Source organism: Rubripirellula lacrimiformis (assembly GCF_007741535.1).
Taxonomy (GTDB): domain Bacteria; phylum Planctomycetota; class Planctomycetia; order Pirellulales; family Pirellulaceae; genus Rubripirellula; species Rubripirellula lacrimiformis.
The window spans coordinates 6,444,299-6,461,163 of sequence record NZ_CP036525.1; the positions used below are offsets into that span (position 1 = coordinate 6,444,299).

10 protein-coding genes are annotated in these 16,865 nt (G+C 58.1%); 4 read left to right on the top strand and 6 right to left on the bottom strand.

Going from position 1 to position 16,865, the window contains the following annotated elements:
* Positions 1 to 4: 4 nt before the first annotated feature.
* Positions 5 to 1,051 carry an acyltransferase family protein gene (locus K227x_RS22550; protein WP_145173156.1) on the bottom strand — a complete coding sequence of 349 codons (1,047 nt, stop codon included), beginning with the start codon at positions 1,049 to 1,051 and terminating at the stop codon, positions 5 to 7.
* A gap of 407 nt (positions 1,052 to 1,458) precedes the next feature.
* On the opposite strand from K227x_RS22550, the gene K227x_RS22555 reads away from it, so the two are divergent.
* Complete coding sequence (locus tag K227x_RS22555; protein ID WP_145173159.1) at positions 1,459 to 2,202, top strand: PEP-CTERM sorting domain-containing protein; 744 nt, start codon at positions 1,459 to 1,461, stop codon at positions 2,200 to 2,202.
* Between the two features lie 153 nt (positions 2,203 to 2,355).
* Here the strand turns inward: K227x_RS22555 and K227x_RS22560 are convergent, their stop codons facing one another.
* Positions 2,356 to 3,078, bottom strand: a complete 723-nt coding sequence (locus K227x_RS22560) for a hypothetical protein (RefSeq protein WP_145173162.1) — start codon at positions 3,076 to 3,078, stop codon at positions 2,356 to 2,358.
* Between the two features lie 503 nt (positions 3,079 to 3,581).
* Here K227x_RS22560 and K227x_RS22565 point away from each other — a divergent pair.
* Positions 3,582 to 8,246 (top strand): beta strand repeat-containing protein, encoded by a 4,665-nt coding sequence (locus K227x_RS22565; protein ID WP_145173165.1) that lies wholly within the window; start codon positions 3,582 to 3,584, stop codon positions 8,244 to 8,246.
* On the opposite strand, the gene K227x_RS22570 is transcribed toward K227x_RS22565, so the two are convergent.
* Entirely contained in the window at positions 8,247 to 9,179 is a 933-nt protein-coding gene (locus K227x_RS22570; protein ID WP_218933458.1) for a CBS domain-containing protein, read from the bottom strand. It abuts the gene before it with no gap.
* A gap of 232 nt (positions 9,180 to 9,411) precedes the next feature.
* Positions 9,412 to 10,926 (bottom strand): sulfatase-like hydrolase/transferase, encoded by a 1,515-nt coding sequence (locus K227x_RS22575; RefSeq protein ID WP_246146066.1) that lies wholly within the window; start codon positions 10,924 to 10,926, stop codon positions 9,412 to 9,414.
* Between the two features lie 209 nt (positions 10,927 to 11,135).
* Between K227x_RS22575 and K227x_RS22580 the strand changes: the two genes are divergently transcribed.
* Entirely contained in the window at positions 11,136 to 12,479 is a 1,344-nt protein-coding gene (locus tag K227x_RS22580; protein ID WP_218933459.1) for an acetylxylan esterase, read from the top strand.
* A gap of 51 nt (positions 12,480 to 12,530) precedes the next feature.
* Positions 12,531 to 13,934 (top strand): Gfo/Idh/MocA family protein, encoded by a 1,404-nt coding sequence (locus K227x_RS22585; protein WP_145173174.1) that lies wholly within the window; start codon positions 12,531 to 12,533, stop codon positions 13,932 to 13,934.
* Positions 13,935 to 13,952: 18 nt separating this feature from the next.
* Here K227x_RS22585 and K227x_RS22590 read toward each other — a convergent pair whose 3' ends face one another.
* Complete coding sequence (locus tag K227x_RS22590; protein WP_246146067.1) at positions 13,953 to 15,557, bottom strand: DUF6798 domain-containing protein; 1,605 nt, start codon at positions 15,555 to 15,557, stop codon at positions 13,953 to 13,955.
* The gene (gene pdxA / locus K227x_RS22595; RefSeq protein ID WP_246146069.1) at positions 15,547 to 16,545 is read right to left on the bottom strand and encodes a 4-hydroxythreonine-4-phosphate dehydrogenase PdxA; all 999 of its coding nucleotides are present in this window, start codon (positions 16,543 to 16,545) and stop codon (positions 15,547 to 15,549) included. Before pdxA ends, K227x_RS22590 begins: the two co-directional genes overlap by 11 nt.
* Positions 16,546 to 16,865 lie beyond the last annotated feature (320 nt).

The window sequence follows — 16,865 nt, forward strand, 5'->3', positions numbered from 1 at the left end:
GGCTTCAGCAAAGCAGTTCTTTTTTCAGGAACAGCTTGCCGACATGAAATGCGACGTTCGAAAGAACCAGCACAACCACCAGTCGCAGGATCGATCCAACGACACTGACATCCTCGGGATCGATCAACTTGTCGGCGACGGGCACGAAGAACAGGTGCAGGCAGTACAGCGACAAGCTGGTCGCTGCCAAATAGCTGACGACGACATTCGTGCGGATGGCTGGGTTGCAAGCTGCAATCAGCAACCCGAATGCCGTGAACACCAATGATGATCGTGTGTACTGCGGAAACGCACATTGGTTGTATTGGAAATGGATCGAATCCAACATCCAGCGCCATTCGATTGCAGCCAACAGCGTGGCAAACACCACGCAGGCGACGGCAACTCGGCTGCGATTGTGGCGAAACGCTTCGCTCTTTTCCCATCGCGCCAACAGGACCGCCCCCAGCGCGTACGGAGCGAAGTTCAGGGGATTCCAGTAGGCCGCCAACAACGGGATCCGGAACTGTTGAGCTGCTAGCGGCATCAGTTCAACACCGATGACCGATGCGATCCATGCACAGCTGATCCATCGCGTTTTCAGCCTCGCTGCCAGATAGCACAGGACGTAGCAGAACAACAGGCAGGAAAAGAAGTAGTAAAGCGTGTTGCCCGCCCGAAACACATATTCCAGCAACGGCAACGGGGACCTCGGGATGCTGTCGATCAGCTCGCCAACCGAACCCTCCCAAAGTTTCATCGCGAGCGGCCAAAACGCCAGCAGCAGGATGACGCGGCGGAGCGAGGATTTCAGCGTGCTTAGGCTCTGCGTTTTTCTCGCGAACAAAAAACACGCCACCGCCATGAAGGTCGGCACCGCTGCTAACAACACATGGAAATTGACGAAGTCGGATACACCGAACGCGTGCTGAGTAAATTCGTCTGCCGAAAACACGTCCGAATGGGGGACGATCATCATGTGCCAAACCACGACTGAAACTGACATCCAGGCGCGTAGCCAATCGATGCCTTCGATCCGCATTGGACGTTTGATTTCGCTGCTCGTTTGCACCAGTTCAGTTGCATCCTAAAGAACGAAAAGGGAATGCAGCCTCACCTGGCTGCAGTCCGCATGCAAATGATTCTAACAACGCCGTTCCCAGCGATGCCCGCGTGCAAATCCACTCTGCCCCCAGCCATCGCCCTACGGAAACGGCAAACCGATAGACGGTCAGAGATCGGGCGATGTGGCATCCTCGTCGGCCGACGCTTCGAAGAAGACCACCTGGTTGCTCGTAAAAAGCCAGACAGGAATCGTCGTCCCGTCATCCGCCTGACGACACAAACCGCTTCGACACCACCCGCCGGACAGAATCCACCACAACTAACTGGGGGGAACACGCAGATAATATCGTCATAAACGATTCATTTCCGCCGTTCAAAGTTTGCAGGTCGACGCAGTTTGACTAGATTCGAGTAGTGAACATTTATCTCACCGGCAGTCGACGCCGTTTACTACTTCCGAATATAGCCTTGGAAATTCCTATGCTTTTCCGTGCTCTCCCAGCCGCATTCCTGGTCTGCCTCGTTGCTGTCCCGTGCAGCGCCGGCGTGGTTTATGACTTAAACTACGACACGACAACGCCGACGTATGATCAAGCTGATCCTGGCTCCATTGCGACGATCATCATCCCGAACAGCAGTGGCGTCGCGGGTACAACGGGATTGCAGATCAATTTTGACACCACGGCCCCCAGTCCCACCGAACCAGGTCCATTTTCGGTCTCGTACTTCGCGAACGTAAACACCGGCACCTTTGTTGCTCCAACGTCGACGTCGCTATCGGACTATGTGTTTAGCTTCGATGCCAAAGTTGCTGGGCAAACAGCTTCCGATCCAAGTGGTCAGGCTACATTCCGCGCCAATGGAATTGAATACGTATTCGGCTATGCACCTACATCGGCATGGGAGACGTTTTCATTTGTGCTTGGGTCCGGCACGATTGCCCCGGTGGCCGATCTAACAGTCGCCCCACAGTTCAAAATCAACCTGCTAGGAATCTCGAGCAAGTTTGGAAACGATACCGACAACACCTTGTTTGTCGATAATTTTCGCCTGACAGAAGTCACCGCAGTTCCAGAGCCTTCAAGCGCGCTGGCATTGATCGGTGTTGTGGGTGCAGCCATCGGATATCGCGTTCGACGCAAGCGATCGGCCGTCTAACGGTTGCTTTCCTCTTCGCTGCCAACAACGGCCTTGCAAACAACCGTTCATCACCAAATCCGTTCAACGATCAAGGCATCATCGCATTTGCGTTGGTGCCTTTTTTCGTGCGATTCCAACCATCCTGGCTGCCCGCAGAATCTCGTAGCGAAATCACATCCTCACAATGGCGTTCAGGATGAATGATCCGTACACCGACATCAGCAGGACATAGATCCAATATGCCACCGCGCTGCGTGGGCCATGCCGAATGATCCACAGCCCGAACATCCATTTGGCGGACGTGATCAACATCCCCACCCAGGCCAACTGCCCGGGATGCCGTCCCCATAGTCTGGCGACCAACATCGTTTCCACCAGCGCTGGCAATCCCATCATGATCGCGAACAAGCCCTTTCCGATACTGATCCCATCGCCGCGCAGCCCGATCCACGCGTAGGGCAAGCACAGGCAGGCGGCCATCGCGATCATGGGCCCCCGCACGCTGCGGTCCTTCACCCACTGTCCAACGCCCATTGCCAAGGCCATCACCTGGACCGCGCCGGCCACAGCGACCAATCCACGATCGGGCAACAGTCGCCCCGCCGCACATAGCGCGGCAACCGCCGTGATCGTGATCAGCAGTGCACGGATGCTGAACTGCCGCTGACGTGGCAGCGGTCGATCCGGTGCCGGCCCACCAAGTTTTAGAAACGGCAAACAGACCCAGCCAGCCACTGCCAACATCAGCACCGCCAAGGCGGCTGGCGGCACCCAAGGCGACGGACGGCTTTGATCAGCGCCGGTCCAGTCATAGAACCCAGGGATCGATACGCCGACCACCAACGCGATCAGCGACAGGGCAAAGCCAATTCGATTCTGCTGGAATACGTCCATTTGCATCCTATCGGCCCGCTGCTCTGGTATTCAGAGCCTTGGTTCCAGAGCCCGTTCTCGGCAAGGCACTGCGCCGGTTTCTGGACGAAATGCAAATGGGTGAATGGTTCACGAATCTCTGGAACGCGGATCCGCGATGACCGAAAAAGCGATGCTTTACGAAAGATTCCGTGGATCAGATCGCTGACCCGCCACGTCCAACGGGGGGAGTCGATTCGATTCTGGAAGCTTCGGCATTGGAATCCGCCGGAATTCACCGCTCGGACAAGACTTCTGACCAAGTCCGCGACGCCCAAAAGGAAGCCCGCGCCCGGAAATGGCGGCACGCCGATCCCCCACCGACACTATCGGGGGTGACTTGGATTCCGTTGGCGACCGCCCATCGGTTACTGTCTTTTTTTAGTTTTGCATGGCACACTGCGTAACATTCGGCGTTCCATGTTTAGCGATGCAGTTCCAGCACATCAGTTCACGTATTTCAACGCAGCTCGGATAACCAAGTCATGATTCGGAGTCGAAAGAATCCCTGTGCAGGCCAACGTGTCCGTCGAAATCGTCGTTTGAACCTCGAGACGCTCGAAAACCGACGGGTACTGGCCTCCTTTGTCGTCAGCACCTCGGTCGACGTGGTCGACAACGGGGACGCCGTGATCAGCCTTCGTGAAGCTGTCGCTTTGGCGAATCAAACCGCAGGCGCCGACACGATCACTTTCGACGAATTCGAATTTTTTGAACCGACCACGATCGGGCTGACCCTGGGCGAGCTGGAGATCACCGACGGCGTGGAAATCCAGGGGCTGACCGACAACCGGATCACCATCGACGCGCAATCCGGATCGCGGATTCTACGCGTCAATACGGGACCATCGGCACAGCGATCGGTTTCGATCAGCGACATCACGTTGACCGGCGGTCAGACCACCGGGTTCAACGAAGACGGTGCTGCGATCCTGCAATTGGCCGCCAGCGATCTGACGCTGACCCGAGTGGCGATCACCAACAACCGAACCACAGGCAACAATTCCGACGGCGGAGCGATCTCGTCCGTTGGGCCGCTGACGATCGTGGATTCGGTCATCTCGGGCAACCGTACCGAAGGCACCACATCATTGGGCGGGGCGATCACCAGCGGAAACACGCTGACGATCACCGCCAGCCGATTGACCGGAAATTCAACCACCGGCACGGATTCTCGCGGCGGCGCGATTCAATCGGCCGCCAACTTGGTGATGACCGACACGCTGTTGCAGGACAACCGAACCGACGGGGACGGGGCAATCGGCGGTGCCTTAAACGCCACCGGACTGATCACGATCAACGGCAGTCGATTCATCGAAAACCGGACAACGGGGGAACGAGCCGACGGTGGTGCCATTGCGGTATTCCAATCCTTGGAGACCTTTGGCGGCGGATTCACAATCACCCAGTCCGACATTCACGCCAATCAAACAGGCGGACTCGACTCACGCGGCGGAGGCCTCTACGCCGACTTTGCCAACGGCACGATTTCGTCCAGTTCCATCACCAACAACCAAACGACCCGCCAAGGCAGTCACGGTGGTGGCGTCCTGGTGACTCGCACCGATCTTGCGATGGACCAAAGCACGATTTCCGGAAACGTCGCGGGCGGAACAGACGCGTTCGCCGGCGGGATCGGATTGGTCGGCGGCTCGCTATCGATCCATGGCGTGACGATCACCGACAACCAAGCCAGCGGCGACGGCGGCGGAGTCTACTTTGATTCCGATTTCACCAGCAGCGATTTTATCGTTTCCAATTCGATCGTCGCTGGGAACTCGCTCTCCAATGGGCTCGCCCAATCGGCCCCCGACGTACGCTTCAACCAGTCGAATCCGAATTTGTCCGTGCAGTCCAGTCTGTTCGGAACCAATCGCGGGTCGTTGTTCACGCAGTCGCTGACCCCCGATTCCGACGGTAACTATATCGGCGGATCCGACGAAAACGTCATCGACCCCGGTTTGGATCCACTGATGCTGGCCGGCAACAGTCGCGTGCATCCATTGATCCCCGGTTCATTGGCAATCGATGCTGGGCAATCTTCGTTATCGGTAGGCGCCCCCTACGATCAACGGGGACCGGGTTTTGACCGTCTTTCGGCCAACGAAGTGGACATGGGTTCGTTCGAACTCCAGTCCATCGACAATTCACGGTTTGTGGTGAATACCCTTTCCGACGAACTTGACTACACCAATTCGGACGTCAGCCTTCGTGAAGCGATCGAAACGGCCAACCGAAACGCGGGCAGCGATTCCATCACGTTCGACTCCGATGCATTGACGGGTTCGGACACGATCACACTTTCCCTAGGGCAACTATCAATCACCGACTCGGTATCCATCGTCGGCCCTGGGGCGGAATCGTTAACGATCGATGGTGACGCCACATTTCGCGTGTTTGCGATTTCGGGCGACACCGACGTGCTGATCGAAGGACTAACCATTACCGGCGGAAGAACATCCATATCGAATTCGACCGGAATCGTCGGGACCGACCCCAACGCCTCGATCGCCAATGGCGCGGGTGTTCGGTCCGAGTCCACTGGCCGAGTCACGCTACGCATGGTTGCGATCACCGACAACCAAGTCGTTAGCAATACCGCCACTGGTGCAGGCGTCTGGGCCGAATCAGGCGAATTGGTGATCGAAGACTCGGTCGTGTCGAACAATATCGGCGTTGGCGTCGCGGTCACGTCGACCGATGTGACCATGGAACGAGTGACGGTTTCGTCGAATGCGGGAACCGGCGTCACGATCGATCGATCCGAAGCCGAATTGATCAACACCACCATTTCCGCCAACTCGGGCACAAACGGTGGAGGCGTGTCGATCGGCGACCTAAGCCAAGTGGCGTTGGTCCACGCAACGGTGTTCAACAATTTGTCAGAGTCCGGCGGCGGGATTTTCATTGCCGACGACGTTTCATCGTCCGTCTTGATTAGCAATTCGATTGTCGCCGGGAACACGTCCACGACCAGCCATCCCGACATTCGAATTCCCGCGGTGGTGGACATCACCATCGCGTCTTCGCTAATCGGTGACCTTAGCGGCACCACACTGACCGAATCACAGACCGCCGATGCCAACGGTAATTTGATCGGTGGCCCTACCGACGGCGTGATCGATCCGATGCTGGGGTCGCTGGTGGTCCATGGCGGGGATCTGCCGATTCACGAGCCCGACGCCGCCAGTCCGGTGATCAATGCTGGTGACGATTTGCGTTCGGTAACATCCACCGGCGCCGCGATCCAAACCGACGCACGCGGATTGCCGTTTCTGCGTCAATCCGACACCGTCGACATGGGGGCGGTGGAACTGCAGCAAGCCGTTCCAACCATCCTGTGGAACAATCCGGATCCCATCCTAGTCGGCACGCCGCTAACCGATCTGCAGCTCAATGCGACCACGGACATCCCCGGGACGTTTGTGTATTCACCGGCAGACCAAAGCGTTCTGGGGCAAGGGTCGAACCAAATCTTGACCGCGGTCTTCACGCCTGTCGACACGGACTTGTACGCTGAAACGACCGTCACCGTTTCCATCGATGTTGTCGCCGCCGAAGACCTTGGCGATGCGCCCAATTCGTATTCGACCCTCCGCGCAAGCAACGGACCGCGGCATGCCGAATCGACGTTGTCGCTGGGGTCCACCATTGATTACGACACCGATGGGCAACCCACCGTCGCTGCCGACGGCGACGGATCCACCGACGATGGCGTGCGATTCGCCACGTCGCTGGTTTCCGCAACAACGGCGACAAAGGGCAGCATCCTGATCAACGCCTCGACCGCCGCCAAGCTAGACGCTTGGATCGACTTCGATGGCAACGGAATTTTCGACACCGGCGAACACCTCGGTGGCGGCACATCGATCGACGTCGTCGCGGGAGAAAACCTGTTGGTCGTGGATGTCCCAGCCGATTCGGCCAGCGGATTGACCTACGCCCGATTCCGAATCAGTTCTAGCGGCGGTTTGTCGCCAACAGGCGCGGCCACCGATGGCGAAGTCGAAGACTACGCTGTGACGATGCTGGCGCAGTCCACGCCCAGCCCCGCAGAACTGTTCGTCACGGGAACGCAAATCAACCTGGTTCGCGAAGCAGACGAATGGGTCGTTCGCCGACGCACCGTCGAAGTCTTCCGTGTCCCTGTCGGTTCGGTCAGCGAAATGGCGATCACGGGAGACGAATTCAGCAACGTGCTGACAATCGACCAAAGCGGTGGCGATGTCATGCCCGTCGATGGCCTGTCCTTTGATGGCGGTGACCGGGTCAACACACTGCGATGGGTCGGCGGATCAGCCGACTTGGACCTCACCGACGGTGGCAACCTAACGCTTCGTAACATTGACGCGATTGACTTGACCGACGCGGCAGCCCAGGCGCTCACCATCGATTCGGCCGCAGCCAGACAAATGGATCCCGGCGGCGAGGGCATCATCATCACAGGGATCGCTCCCAGTGAATCATCCCCGGGCAATACCACCCCCGGCGATCAATTGATGTTTACCGATGGTGCATCTTGGCGCATGGCCGAGCCCGAAGTGATCTTCCAGACCGTTTACCAGGTCATCACTTTGAACGACACCTTCATTCAAATGGACTTCGGCAGCGGATGGCAAAACATCAGCAGCCCCAGCGACGTCAACAACAATGGAACGATCACAGCAAACGATGCACTGGTCGTGATCAATGAACTTGGGCGCCGCGCGTACTCCGACGCCAATGGCGGTACCTTGGTCAATCCAGCAACGGTAGATCCATGGCCAGGGTTTTACTATGACCAGAACGGCGACGGGATGGTGACGGCGCTCGATGCCCTGCGAGTGATCAATCAACTGGCGCGGCTCAGCAGCGACGGTAGCGGTTCGGGCGAATCCGAGATGCACGATCGATTGCCCACCCTGCGAACCATCGAACCGACACGCCGGGACGAATCCGGATCTGCAGCCGCCGCCATTGCCCCGACGACGACAACATTCGGCTGGCTGGATCGGGTTGCATCCCGCACCGCGGATGATGCCACCTGGACGACCGTGGACGACGACACCACCGAAAGTGATAGTGAACGAAATGATAGTGAACGATCCGCCGCGGCCGATCAAGTCGACCGCTTGCTATCGCAGGACGACTTTCTAACAAGCCTGCTGTGATCAGCTAAGCGACGGCGGCGCGGCGGCCGATAGCTGAGACAGATACAGGGTTTCCGCTCGGCCGCGAGGCTTTTTGGGCTTCATGATTCCGGCCGCTGCGTTCAACAGGTCACGCCGACTGACTTGGCCCAGCAGTTTTCCGTTGTCGACGATCGGCAAGCGCCGATAGGGTGAATTCAAGAACATCTGCGTGATCCCCAGCAAATCGGTGGTCGGACTGGCGGTCAGCGCTGCACAGTCCATGTATTCGCTGACGAATCGGGGAGTCGCCGCCGCCCGCAGATGAGCCAGCGGAGATTGCATGGCGCGTGCGTGCACTTCGGACGCCAAACGATGCTCGGCCTTCAACACGTCCCGCCGACTGACCTGCCCAGCCAACTTGTCGCCGTACAGCACCGGCAACCGGCGGTACGGGGTCTCCTGGAATTTCTGAGCCACTTCCAACAGCATGTCGTTTTCGTCGATGATCCGATTTCGATCCAGATTCATGTACGCGCCCACGTTGGTGCCGGGCAACTGGTCATGCAACGCCGACGCCAAGACTCGCATCGCCGTCTTTTCGGAAAAGATGCCCGCATATCGGCCTTCGTCGTCGATCACTGGCGCCCCAGAAATCCGCCGGGATAAAAGGTGATCGATGGCATCAAAGACACACATGCTTTGGGACAAAGTGACCAAGTCACACGTCATGAACTCGCGAACGCGAACCACATGCAGCCCCACTTCTCGTGCCGACTGAATCACTTCTGTCAAGGCATTGATCGAACACTTCTCGCTGAAGACTCCCAAGTACCTGCCATCTTCGTCGACGACCGGCGCCCCCGAAATATTATCACGCAGCAATCTTGAAATGCTGGTGTGCACATCGTCGCTGGGACTCAACGTCACAAGACTACGACGCATGATCTCGGTAGCAGAAAGAACGGTCGACATCAAATCACCTCGTGCGCAAGAAAAGAAACTCTGGCGCGACCACCCCATGCACCCGAGTCCGACAAGATTCGATCGGCATGCAGGCCGCGCCACTGACCCAAGCTATGGGTGAATGCACAGCGGGTCAATGAAATTGGCGGTTTCTGCTTGTGAAACATTACGCAAGCGATGGTGGACGCGCAAAAGGGTCCATGGAGACAGCATCACGAAACCAACCTGTTTCTCGTTTCAATCAGCGTTTCTTTCGCTTCAACCAGCTCTGATATTCCCACCGTTCGCGGAATTGAGGCAGAAAAGTTTGGTACAGATCGGTTTCGTCCCACCATCGAGGTTCGGGTTCGCTGGGGTCGACTTTTCGTTCTGGATAGTCTTTACCGGCAAAACTATCGTCCACCGATTGCATCCAGTCGCTCCATACCTTGGTCCGTTTGGCGAGTTCTTCCGCGTGTTGCCCCGATAGGTCGGTGGTTTCGTAGGGATCCGCCTTCAAGTCGTACATCTGCAAATGGGCCGGATCGCCATCTTCGGAAACCAGTTTGATACCGTCTCCAAAATTCATGGCCGAAGCACGACCAAAGCGGAACCCGATCGGTTGACGACGCGGACGATCGTCACCCTGGATCAGTGGCAACAGACTGATGCCATCGGCGGGCCGGTCAGGTGCCGGGTGAGCGACGCCGGTGATATCCAACAATGTCGCCGCGATGTCCATCACACAGGCGGGCGTTTCGGTGATTCGCGATTGCGTGATCACCGCAGGCCATTCGATGATCGCCGGGACCCGCAAACCACCTTCGAAGATCTTCCCTTTGTTGCCACGAAGTCCACCGGTCGTATCCGGTTTGATCTTGGGCAGTCCCCCATTGTCGCTGCAGTACCAAAGCAAAGTATCCTCGGCGATGCCCAATTCGCGCAGCCCCAAGCGAAGCGTCCCGATGCTGCGATCCATCGCCACCAATTCGCCGTAGTGGTTCATCGATGATTCGTCCAGATCCTGAAAGTCCACCATGTCTTCGGCGACTGCTTTGAAGGGACTGTGAGGGGTCCCGAACCAGATAACGGTAAACGATGCCAACCCGGCGCGAGACTGACGAGCAATGAAATCGATGGCTTCATCAACCACGATCTCTGACGAATCCCCTTCAAAATCTTCGAACTTGCCACGCCGTGACAGCAGCGGATCACGATCGAAAAAGTTCGTCACCGACAACCAATGATCAAATCCGAATTTGCCGGGATGATGACTATCGGAATCAAGGATCGGGACGCCGGGGCCACGCAGTCCATTCAGGTGCCACTTCCCAAAATGTCCCGTTACATAACCGGCGTCACGCAGCAATTTCGAAACCGTGATCTCTTGACGCCGCAGTGCATACCCATGACTTTCCACTCCGGTGCGGTCGTTCGTTCGACCAGTCAACACGGCCGCCCGAGTCGGTGAACAAACCGGCGCACCTGCATAAAACCGATCCAACCGCAAACCGTGGTTTGCCATCGCGTCCAGGTGGGGCGTCTTCAGCAGGGGATGCCCGTTGTAGCCCGTTTCGCCCCAACCCTGATCGTCGGCCATCACCAACACGATGTGTGGTCGATCGCTGGGCTGAGCCCACCCCAGCGGTGTGTTCAAAATCCCACCAACGATCCCAACGCCCACCAACAATGCAATCCGCCCACGCCAAAGACAAGAACACCGTTGGCGAACAAGCGGCATTCCATCCAAGACGAATCGGGTCAGTGTACGAAGCATGCGGAGTTCCAATTTCTCGGGTCGGCGAACAAATGGATTCAATGATACGAACATCGGTCGATGGGTTCGTCCGCCCAGGCAGCGGCAAGTCAACTCATTTATACTTTGACTGCGTCCTGTCGTGGGGAAGTGTTATTCCCCCTTCCCGATCCTGCCCCCGCGCCCATCGATTCGGCGACACCTCCAACATTGAAATTCCGTTATTTCTCATGAATTCGCTCGTACTGAACGCCGCTCGCTTGATCACCATCGCCACCTTGGTGCACGCCACGTCGATGACGGGGGCCCTACACGCCGCCGACGAATACTCGGTGACCGTGACAGCCGACCACCAGGATGCGATCTACGAAGCCGGTCAGCAGGCAGCCTTTCTGATCACCGTCAAACACGGTGACCAACCCGTGTCGGATGGGACCGTCAAGTACACAATCGACGACTTCACCCGCGGCAACCAATCAGCTGTTTTTGCGGAGGGTGAATTGACGCTGGGCAAGGATCCATCGCGTGCGGTGATCCGTGGCGACAAAGCGGGATTCCTGCGTTGCCAAGTCACCTATCAACCGGACCAAGGTAAAGCCGTCAACGCGATTGCGGGCGCCGCATTTTCACCAGCCCAGATTGCACCTAGCCTGCCCGTCCCCGATGACTTTGACGAGTTCTGGTCCGATCAAAAACGACAGCTCGCCGAAATCCCTATCAATCCCAAGCTGACGCCGGTGGACTCTGGGGATGCCGCGATCGAAAGCTATGACGTCCAGGTGCCCTGTTGGGGCGGGGCTCCCGTTTCAGGATACTTTGCCAAACCCAAATCGGCCGCAGCCAAAAGCTTGCCAGCGATTCTGTGGGTCCACGGTGCTGGCGTGCGCAGCTCGATTCTTTCCAACGCGGTCCGCGGCGCCCAATCGGGGATGCTTTCGATGGACATCAACGCCCACGGACTGGCCAACGGCAAACCCGATGACTTTTATGCCCAGGCCAGTTCGGGTCCTCTGAAAAATTATCGATCCATCGGGCGACAGGATCGAAACACCATCTACTTTCGCGGGATGTTCTTGCGTCTGGTCCGTGCCATCGACTTCCTAGCCGCTCAGCCCGAGTGGAACGGTCGCGAAATCGTCGTCATCGGGCACAGCCAGGGTGGTGGGCAAGCGATCGCCGCTGGCGGGCTGGACCCACGCGTCACCATGATCGCCGCCGGCGTCCCCGCAATCTGTGATCACTCCGGCGTGATCGCCGGCAGAGTCAACGGTTGGCCCAAGTTGGTTCCGATGACGGATGATGGTGTCCCGGATCCATCCGGGCTGGAAGCATCGCGGTATGTCGATGCCGTTAACTTTGCATCTCGCTGCCAAGCCCAGGCGATCATGAGCGTTGGGTTCATCGATTCGGTGTGTCCACCGTCAAGCTGTTACGCAGCCTACAACGCGTTGCAGGGCCCCAAACGCATCCTTCATGAACCGTTGATGGGTCACGCCGCCCCGCCGCATATCCAGGATGCGTTTTTCCAAAGCGTGCTGGATCACGTGAAGCTGTCATCCGTCGAAACCCCCTAATGATTCACCCCTCACTTTCTTCCCGCCTGCAATCCCACCACGAGTCTGACTATGCAACCTTCCGATCGTCGAACGTTTCTAAAGTCCGCTGCCGTCGTTTCCGCGGCAACGATTGTCCCGCGTCATGTGTTGGGGGGACCGGGGCATATCGCGCCTAGTGATCGAGTCAACGTGGCATTGATCGGCGCCGGCGGTCGAGGACTGCAAAACGCACGCGAATTGATGAAGCTGTCCGACGTGCGAATTTCCACCGTCATCGATCCAGCCGAACGCTGGGACCTGAAAGATTTCTACTATCGCGGCGTGTCCGGACGATTGCCTGTTTGCAGTGAAATTGAAAAACACTATCAAAGGACCGATGCAAACTTTCGCTGCCAGGGCCATGTTGATTTCCGGCGGGCGATCGAGGATTTGCCCAATGAATTCGATGCCGTTCTGTGCGCGACCCCCGACCACCTGCATGCCAGCGTATCGCTGCGATCGCTTGCCGCCGGCAAACACGTGTACTGCGAAAAGCCACTGACGCACAACATTGCCGAAGCGAGGTTGATTGCGAAAGTCGCCGAAGATTCGGGCTTGGCGACCCAGATGGGCAATCAAGGACATTCGACCGAAGGGATCCGCCAGACGTGTGAATGGCTGCGAAGCGGAGTGCTTGGCGAATTGAAATCGATCCATTCGTGGGTACCAGCCACGCGTTGGAACCCGGGTCTGACGGCGCCACCCACGCAGAGCCAGCCTGTGCCGAAGGGTCTTGATTGGGACCTCTGGTGCGGCCCCCGCCAACCGATCGATTTCAACTCGGCCTACGCGCCGGTTTCGTGGCGGGACTTTTGGCAGTTCGGACTGGGCGCGATGGGCGACTTCGGATGCCACGACCTGGATTCGGCCGTCTGGGGACTGGAACTGGGAATGCCGACGCGAGTGGAAATGTTTCCCGCCGGGCAAACCCATTCGGCCATGATTCCGTTCGGCGAAGTCGGTTACTTTGACTTCGCAGCAACCAAGCACACCGGTCCGATCCGGTTGCAATGGTACAGCGGTGGCCCACGACCAGCCCATCCCGACGCGATGCCAGACAACGTCCAATTGCCACGACGCGGGGTGCTGTTCGTGGGCGAAAAAGGGGTGATGGTATGCGGAGGCGCCGGCGGCGCACCGACTCTGTATCCGCTGGAACTTCAAGAATCCTCGACACCGCCCCAGCCCACGATCAAGCGTTCGGCCGGACACCACCGCGATTGGATCGATGCGATCAAGGGCGGCGACCCGGCCAGCAGCGAGTTCGGTTACGGAGCCAAACTGACCGAGGTCACCCTGTTGGGCGTCCTGGCTCTGCGCACCGCTAGTGTGATTGACTGGAACCAAGCTGAGATGAAAGCGACCGGGGTCGCCAGTGCGGACCCGATCATTCATGGCGACTATCGCGATGGTTGGAAACTGGACCGACCGTAGCGAGCCAATCGTTGTCCGTTACCGCGGCAATTCGTACACCGCAAACGTGGCGTTATCCTCGCTACGTTGCGGATAGATTCGAATCAACGGCAATTGGTCCCCCACGACTCGGCGGTCCACGATCATGAATCGTGCGTGATACTTCTCACGAAACTGTCGCAAAGATTGGTAGCCAATCGTGACCCGGATCGTCCCGAGCCGAGCCGGGAAGATCTCCGCAAACCGGCGGTTCCATTCCGTTAGGCTGGCCGCATCCTGGGGAACATCTTTCCAGTTCACCACCTCGGAACGCTGGGCGTACCATTTGAACGTCTGTTGATGGCGAGGCGTCAAAAAGACCTCGCCGGGGTCCGACGAATCGCGTGCCCACTGGCAGACACGGATCCAGTCGTCCCAGGCCTGCTGCTGTGCCTGCGGTGGCAGGGATGCGTCCCAACCCAGTAACCGATTGCTGGCCGACGGGGGCACCGCCAAGACGACACGGTCATACGTGCTGTACCCAACCAACCCGGTCGCCAACATCAATGCGATCCATGCGGCAATGCGGCGTCCGCCACGGACATCGACCATCCACTGCATGATCACAATCGCCATCATCAAAGGCACAACCGCATCGGATAGACGGAACCAATAGTACCGCAGCAACTTAGCAGCCAAGTCCGGTGCAACCGCTGGCAACGCCCCCACCACCAATCCGCACCCGGCGACAGCCACCGCGCCTAGGGTGAATGAGAACAGTCGAGTGTGGCCCGGTGAGCGACGCCAATCCATCCACGCCCCCACCGCGACGATCGTCAACACCACCAAGTGACGCAGGTACCAAGTCCAATGAAAATCGGCTGGCAATAGATGGTGTCGAATTCGAAAGTACGAATAGATACGAGCCGCCGCGGTGGCATCGCTTGGGTCCACGCCGATCGTCAACCAGATCGCCGGCACCAATCCGAATAGCGACAGGGCACCACCCACAAACAGCCAACGCGTCCAGAACGGGCGACGATCATCACGACGAAACTCGGTCAGCAACCAAGCAAATGCGGCCGCCACAACCGCCCAGCCACCGGTCAAAACATGGAAAGCGGACGCCGCGCCAAGGTAGACCCAAACTCGGTTCCACTTTCGATCCACCAATTCGGCGATCCCCATCAACACCAACCCGTAGGCCGGCACTTTGGCTTCGGTTCCACCAACGACCCATTCGCCAGCCAAATTGCCATACTCGATTCCAGCGATCCACAACGTCGCTACCGCCAGCGACGCCCACCACGCGGCAAACATGCGATCGCAAATTCGCCGCAGCCCCACCGCCAACATCCACCACCCGATAACGCGGCCGATCCAGGCGGTCGCCGTCAGCGACAAAAACTTTGTTGGCCAACCGAAGACCGCATAGTAGGTCGTGTGCGCTTTTCCAGAAGACGCAAAAAGATCGGCGGCACACCAATCGGGCTGCCAAAAGTTTTTGGCTTTCACAAGGTAGTGCGCTTCGTTCACCATCGGCGGCGCATCGCCCGCGTAAACAAAGAACAACAGAAACAACATCACGGTCACCCACCCGCGACCGCTGACCGCCGCTGGGTTGCTGTTCAATTCGGACGCAGCGTTTGGCATATCAAGCATCATCCGACAGATCGATCGCCATTCGAATCGCAGCCAGCATGCTGTGGTGATTGGCTTTCCCCTGCCAAGCGATATCCATCGCGGTCCCATGATCCACACTGGTGCGAACCATCGGCAGCCCCAACGTCACATTCACCGCATCGTCGAAACACAGAGCTTTCAAAGGGATCAATCCTTGATCGTGATACATGCAAACATAAACATCGGTTGCTGATCGCATGGCTGGTGTGAATGCCGTGTCGGGCGGCAAGGGACCGGTGACGAGGATGCCGTCCTGTTTTGCAATTTCGATCGCGGGGATGATCACGCGTTCTTCCTCGCCATGGCTAAACAACCCGTTCTCGCCTGCGTGCGGATTCAATCCACAAACCGTCACGCGAGCCGGTCGACCGTTGCGACGCGTGATGGCGTCATTGCCCAAACGGATCGCTCGGACGATCGATTCGGTCGTCAACTGCTGGGCAACATCGGCCAACGGGATATGGATCGTGGCCAAGACGCATGAAATCGCGTCGCCGGTCAACATCATGCAGGCATCGTCCGTTCCGGTTCGATCCGCCAACACTTCGGTGTGTCCGGGAAATCGGATCCCGGCCGCATACCAGGCTTCTTTTTGGATCGGTCCGGTGACCACGGCATCGATGCGTCCGGCGATCGCGTCAGCCACGCCGCGGTCAAACGCATCAAACGACGCCTGCCCGGTCACCGCATCAAATTTGCCAGGGCAAACTTTCGCCGCATCGACCTTCCCGATGTCCAGCACCCGCGTCGGACGCTGCAGCGACATCTGATCGGCGATTCGATCGATGACGGCCTGTGGACCGTACAGGATCGGTTCACATCGCTGCGTTACCTCGGCCAGTGCGGCACAACGAATCGCCAATTCCGGACCGACGCCAGCAACATCGCCCACGGTGATCGCGATCCGAGGAAGACGGCGCGCCGGCGGTCCGCTTGCGTTGGGATCGGGAAGCTTCGAAAATTCGGGCACGGACGGTGAAGACAATGGAAAGACCGAGAGTTCATGTTGGGGGGGGGAGGGACGGGCGTGACAGACCGCCGGGACTTCGTTGCCGAGAACTTCGTTGCCAAGGGCCCCGTCGCCGAGGGCCCGTTGCCGTGGACACCGTTGCCGATTACACCGCTGCCAAAAACCCTGCGGCCCCAAACACCGACGTTCTCCCCCCGCTGAGCTCAAAAAAACGCTAGAGCGACTGGAGACGTCGATGGCATGGCCGACGGAATGGGATTCGCCAGAATTCCCTTCTAGCACGAAATTCAGGCGAATCCCAAGACAAAAGCCTCCGCAGT

What these genes read in the sequence shown, in the direction of transcription:
- K227x_RS22560 (WP_145173162.1), bottom strand. Translation starts at nt 3,078, where the DNA reads ATGGACGTATTCCAGCAGAATCGAATTGGCTTTGCCCTGTCGCTGATC.
- K227x_RS22565 (WP_145173165.1), top strand. Translation starts at nt 3,582, where the DNA reads ATGATTCGGAGTCGAAAGAATCCCTGTGCAGGCCAACGTGTCCGTCGA.
- K227x_RS22570 (WP_218933458.1), bottom strand. Translation starts at nt 9,179, where the DNA reads ATGTCGACCGTTCTTTCTGCTACCGAGATCATGCGTCGTAGTCTTGTG.
- K227x_RS22575 (WP_246146066.1), bottom strand. Translation starts at nt 10,926, where the DNA reads ATGCTTCGTACACTGACCCGATTCGTCTTGGATGGAATGCCGCTTGTT.
- K227x_RS22580 (WP_218933459.1), top strand. Translation starts at nt 11,136, where the DNA reads ATGAATTCGCTCGTACTGAACGCCGCTCGCTTGATCACCATCGCCACC.
- K227x_RS22585 (WP_145173174.1), top strand. Translation starts at nt 12,531, where the DNA reads ATGCAACCTTCCGATCGTCGAACGTTTCTAAAGTCCGCTGCCGTCGTT.
- K227x_RS22590 (WP_246146067.1), bottom strand. Translation starts at nt 15,557, where the DNA reads ATGATGCTTGATATGCCAAACGCTGCGTCCGAATTGAACAGCAACCCA.